This is a genomic window from Natronospira sp. (assembly GCF_007134575.1).
In the GTDB taxonomy this organism is placed as follows: Bacteria; Pseudomonadota; Gammaproteobacteria; order Natronospirales; family Natronospiraceae; genus Natronospira; species Natronospira elongata.
The window spans coordinates 1-3,732 of record NZ_SLKM01000103.1; the positions used below are offsets into that span (position 1 = coordinate 1).

General features: G+C 59.3%; 3 protein-coding genes and 1 pseudogene. 1 reads left to right on the top strand and 3 read right to left on the bottom strand.

Features of this window, described 5'->3' with window-relative positions:
- A partial coding sequence (locus ACJWXQ_RS04090) for a diguanylate cyclase (protein ID WP_406672214.1) occupies positions 1 to 724 on the top strand: 724 nt, incomplete at its 5' end.
- Between the two features lie 24 nt (positions 725 to 748).
- Here the strand turns inward: ACJWXQ_RS04090 and hutH are convergent.
- The 3 genes and pseudogenes from hutH to ACJWXQ_RS04105 all read right to left on the bottom strand — a co-directional run.
- Positions 749 to 2,371 carry a histidine ammonia-lyase gene (gene hutH, locus ACJWXQ_RS04095; protein WP_406672215.1) on the bottom strand — a complete coding sequence of 541 codons (1,623 nt, stop codon included), beginning with the start codon at positions 2,369 to 2,371 and terminating at the stop codon, positions 749 to 751.
- Positions 2,368 to 3,591 (bottom strand): AMP-binding enzyme, encoded by a 1,224-nt coding sequence (locus ACJWXQ_RS04100; protein WP_406672216.1) that lies wholly within the window; start codon positions 3,589 to 3,591, stop codon positions 2,368 to 2,370. Before ACJWXQ_RS04100 ends, hutH begins: the two co-directional genes overlap by 4 nt.
- A 60-nt stretch (positions 3,592 to 3,651) precedes the next feature.
- Positions 3,652 to 3,732: pseudogene (locus ACJWXQ_RS04105) on the bottom strand (photoactive yellow protein); the annotation flags it as partial.

Below are 3,732 nucleotides of genomic sequence, written 5' to 3' on the forward strand. Positions count from 1 at the left end.
AAAAAAAAAAAAAAATCCAACGTTTACTTCCTGGCAGCAGCGGCCCTATCTATTCCGCTTCCGACATAACCGCCCACTGACCAGCGACATGGATCACATGCGGCAGGACTGCACCTTCATCCCCATCAAGGATGACAATGACGAGGTGGAGTATGTATGTATCGTGGTCAATGATGTCACCGAGAACTGTATTTTCCAGGGCCAATTGCAACAGGCCTTGAAACAGGTTCAGGCCATGAGCGTTACTGATGCGCTCACCGGTCTTTACAACCGCCGGCACCTGGAAACGGTGTTGGGGCAGGAGTTCAAGCGGGCTCGGCGTCACAAGCGACCACTGTCGGTGCTCCTTTTCGATATCGACTTCTTCAAGAAAGTCAATGACACCTACGGGCATCGAGCCGGTGACACTGTCTTGCAGTCTGTTGCCCGGCTTTGCCAGGAGATGTTGCGCGAGCACGATGTCTGTGCCCGCTATGGGGGCGAAGAGTTTTGCCTGGTTTTACCCGACACCGACCTGGAAGGCGCCTGCGTGGTGGCGGAACGCTTGCGAAAGTCCGTAAAGCAGGAACGTATTGAAGTGGACGGCAATGAGATTTCCGTGACCATCACCATCGGGGTATGCGACTACGATGACACCATGCCACACCATGAAGCCATGTTGGACTCGGCGGATGAAGCCCTTTATGAGGGCAAGGAACAGGGTCGCGACCGGGTAATTAGTTGAGCTGCAGAGCACTCCCTTCGGTGATCAATGTTCTTCCTGATCTTTTGGCAGGGACAGGGGTACATCTGAACTGCTCATTTTTCCTGCCAGTGCGATGATTTCGTCCGACAGGGCACGATCCTGGTTGAGGAATGGGATGTCATCACGAAGCCAGTCGGTCCATTTTCGGGTGGCGTGGGCAAAACCGTGCTTGCCGCTCAGGTCCACCGCCTGGGCCAGGACCATCGCTTCAATTGCCAGCACATCGAACAGAAGGTCGGCCAGATGGTCCGTGCGTCGCGCGCCGATAGTACCCATGGGAACCACATCCTGATTGTTGGCGTTGGTGGGCACAGATTGAATGGAGGCCGGGGTGGCCATCTGCCGCATCTCGGCCACCGTTGCACTGGCTGTGACCTGGGCCCCCATGAAACCGCTGTGCAGGCCGGTTTCCCGCCCCTGCAAGAAGGCGGGCAAATCGCCGTTGAGGCCGGGATCGGTGATGCGGGCGATGCGGCGTTCACTGAGTACGGCCATCTTGATCAGTGCCTGGGCCAGGCTGTCTGAAGCGAAGGCAATCGGTTGACCATAGAAGTTGCCACCGTGCACGACCTTGCCTTCATCGGGGAAGAAGATGGGATTGTCCGTGACCGCGTTGAGTTCGTTCTCCACCACGCGGGCATGGTCGCGGACAACCTCGTCTACCGCGCCCAGGATCTGAGGTAGGCAGCGTATGCTGTAGGGGTCCTGCGGCAGGGGCTGGTCCCGATTGACGCCGATTGACTGGTGATCGAGTACGGGCGGCAAGTCGACGGCTGCTTCCAGCCGTTGGCTTCCTCGCGCCAGTTCCAGCAGCCAATGATGGATCCGGGCCTGGCCCCCATGGCCCCTGACCTGGGCCAGGCTGGAATCGAAGGCTTCGAGCTTGCCTTTCAGTACTTCTGCGTAGCTGACCCCGAGTGTTGCGGTCCATTCCAGGGCGCGTTGAGCGCGTATGGCAGTCAGGGCGCCAATCCCTGTCATCGCCGATGTCCCGTTGACCAGGCCAAGCGCATTCTTGCCGTCAGGCTCCAGAGGGGCCCAACCGAGTTCGGCAAGAATCCTGGATGCAGCTTGTTCCGGTCCGTCCCCTAGACGTGCCCGGCCTTCGCCCATCAGGGCGCCGGCCAGATGGGCCAGGGGGGTAAGGTCACCACTGGCGCCCACGGTGCCGCGTTCCGGGATCCGTGGGAGGAAGCCAACGTTCAGGCACTGGGCGAGGCGTTCGCAGACATCGGTGCTGACGGCCGAGTGCCCCTGCAACAGTGCGTTGAGGCGGGCAAGCATGATAGCCCGCACCTGATGGGCGGGTAGTGGCCTGCCGGTACCGCTGCTCAGGTGGCGGACCAGATTCTTCTGGAGCTCGCCCGAGTGTGCCGGGTCGATGTAGCTGGTGGCGAGTGGCCCATAGCCGGTAGTGACGCCGTATATCCTGCGCTTATCTGCTACCAATTGAAGCAGAAAGTCGTGGCAGCGTTCGACCTGTTGAAGACTGTCTGTGCTCAGCTGAAGTGGAGCATCTTCTTCAATGATTCGACGAAACAGGGACAGGGTCAGGCGACCATCAAGAACGATTGGCGTCGATGAGGTGCTGATCGGGACTGTGACGGGTTGCAGTTCGGTATTCAATGCCAATCCTCAAGTTTTCCCATGGAATTACGTGGCAGGGCCGGGCCAGTTCGGATGGACGTGGGCCTTTCCACGGCCGGCAGAGTCTGTCGAATCCACTCCATGAACTGATCTTCATCAATTTGGGCTTGCCTAGAAACGATGAATGCTTTCAGTCTGCCCTGCCGATCCGGGCGAACCACCGCTTCGGTGACAGATGGATGTTGGGCAATCTTGGCGGCAACATGGTCGGGACTTACATTGATGCCGCCCACCTGGATCGCACCATCCTTGCGACCACGGGGCAGAAAAAGCCATTCGGATATCCCGAACCATTCAAGCCTGTCGGGCAAGGTGTACTTTTTTTCCTCGCCTGTTGTCGTGTGCCGGTCCAGCAGTGTCTCGCCTTCTCGTTTCCACCATGGGAACAGTGAGAAGGGGTCCTCGGGAGAATGCCGCATGCCGATGCCGGCCGTCTCGGTTGCGCCGTAAATTTCCCAGAGTCTACTCAGGCCGAGGTGCGTGAGGCCTTTCCAGGTATTGCTGTCGATCGGCCCGGTTGATGTAACGCCCTCGATGTCGGTCGGGAACTGACTTGTACTGGCCAGGATGTACTGCCAGCGCAAGGGGAAGGCAATGATTATGTCGCCGGGCAGCAGGCCACCGCTCAATGCCCGCTCCGCGTCATGCTCGACCAGGCAGGGTATGCCAAGCCGTTGTGGCAGAAGCGCACCGAAAAGGCAGCCGTAAACATGGTGTCGGGGCACGGTGCAGATGATGCGTTTGCGGCCTTCCAGGCTGGCGGCCAGGTGATCGACTTCTCGCCACAGATGCTGCCAGCTGTGGGCGTGCTCGGTTGGTCTGCCGGTGCTCCCCGAGCTCATGAAGCGCAGCCCGCTGGTGCCAATCTGACCGTTACCCCCGGCGCCCAGGGCCTGGGTGACCAGATTGGTCCAATCCTGAAGCGTTCGCCGTTTTAGCAGGTAATCCTCAAGCCCTGTCTCGTCGAGGGCGAACAGCCGGTTTACGTGGCCGGCAGCGGTCATCAGCTCCAGGGAGTCAAGTCCAAGGGGCGCTTCGGTGAGAGACTGATTGTCTTCCCATGTCTCGATGGGGAAATCCAGGGATGAGCGATGCCGGAGGACGGACAGCGTTTCTCGGAGAAGGCAGCGACTGATATCGCTGATCGCCCGTTCGTCCAGGCCGGGCGGATGCTGGTCTTGCTGCGAGGACTGATTCATGCCGATCCCTTCCAGTAGGAAATGACGCCGCCCCGGCGGGGCGGCGTGCGCCGAAGCGGATTAAATTCGTTTGACGAAGACCCAGTAGGTGTCACCGGAGATCGCCTTTTTCATGTGCACCTTTACCTTTGTCGGCTGCAT

What these genes read in the sequence shown, in the direction of transcription:
- ACJWXQ_RS04100 (WP_406672216.1), bottom strand. Translation starts at nt 3,591, where the DNA reads ATGAATCAGTCCTCGCAGCAAGACCAGCATCCGCCCGGCCTGGACGAA.